This window comes from Streptomyces sp. NPDC056160 (assembly GCF_042268205.1).
Lineage (GTDB): Bacteria > Actinomycetota > Actinomycetes > Streptomycetales > Streptomycetaceae > Streptomyces.
On sequence record NZ_JBHJUW010000355.1, the window covers coordinates 1 to 1294 of the forward strand.

At 39.3% G+C, this 1294-nt stretch carries 2 protein-coding genes; both read right to left on the reverse strand.

The genetic code is table 11. The features are described from left to right. Positions 1 to 189 precede the first annotated feature (189 nt). A complete protein-coding gene (locus ACFC02_RS42685; protein ID WP_376183699.1) occupies positions 190 to 414 on the reverse strand; it encodes a hypothetical protein in 225 nt (74 codons plus the stop codon). A 262-nt stretch (positions 415 to 676) separates the two neighbouring features. Next, positions 677 to 1132, reverse strand: a complete 456-nt coding sequence (locus tag ACFC02_RS42690) for a replication initiation factor domain-containing protein (protein WP_376368450.1) — start codon at positions 1130 to 1132, stop codon at positions 677 to 679. Between the last annotated feature and the right edge of the window lie 162 nt (positions 1133 to 1294).

Below are 1294 nucleotides of genomic sequence, written 5' to 3' on the forward strand. Positions count from 1 at the left end.
CCCTAAATATAGTCCTTGCCCATCGTTGCGCTTATTCCAATTCCTCTATTGCAATCCCAGGGACCCGAAGCAAGGCACCTACCGTTTGCCTTACCCACCCCCCGAAAACACCCTCGGGGGATAGCTAACGCAAATTATACCTAACACAGCTTCCTCCTAAAATAACAACAGATTTTCTCGGCATAATGCTCACTTCTCTTGTTCTTGCTCTTCTAATAGCTTCTTACCATATTCAATCATCGCCAGAGCGCTTTTCTCTTCTAAACGCTCTTTATTCTTTTGTTGCCTAATCCATTCACCAACTACATACGAACCTAATGCCGACATAGTCATACCTAACTCTTCCGAATACGCCTGAAAATCCTCTTTAACAGATTCAACCAAACGTATAACCAATTTTTCATCTCTCGCCAATCAAATGACCTCCTAACATGAAATAGGTAGACTGAGGACGCCTACCTTTCATCTATTTAGTTATCAAAGGATACACCTAAGTGTATACTAATGGTATCACAACTGTATACCAAATGGCAACTACAAGCGGAACAAAAATAAACGTTCAGTTCGTATGTGGCAAGTTTGGGCCCCCCCGTCACCGGGTCCCCCCACTCCTTACCACATACGACTCCGAACGTTCTCTTTAATGTCTACTTGATGGTTTCATATGGTATAATAGTTACATAACATTATTTCTCTTAGGGAATTCTAACCAATAATCTAGTTGTTTTCTAATCTCAGTCCTATTTTGGTCATAAAAGGACTGGATATCTACTTCCTTGTTAGCTGGCAGGCTAGCAAGGATTTTCTTGTATTTAGACCTTGTATTTTTATCCACCTCAGCCATCTTCCCAGGACAATCTAAAAAGAACTTACACATAGCTTGTTCACGTATACTTTCAATCGATTCCCAATCTACCTGTTTAATGTGTAAACCCGAAAAAGGATTAATACCTAACATAAAATTAGGCATCCACTCACTACGAATCTGAGCTTCTACACGCCACCAGTCACCATCTACCTCTATACCTTCTTTTTGCTGCTCTTTAGCTTTGTTATAAACTCGTATACGCAAATCAGAATTTGGAGCACCTATGTATAAAGTCTCTAGTTTGTTAGTGCCATCAATCCACATATTTTTCTTCCTAACACCCTCATCCAAAAAAATAAAATTCAGTTAGATCTACTCCCTTAAAATCAAAAGCTACATCAATACGACTAACCCTCGGATATTTCATTGTTCTTAAAATATCAACCACAGCTCGTCTATGTTCATTTTCTTTAGAAGGTCTAATGT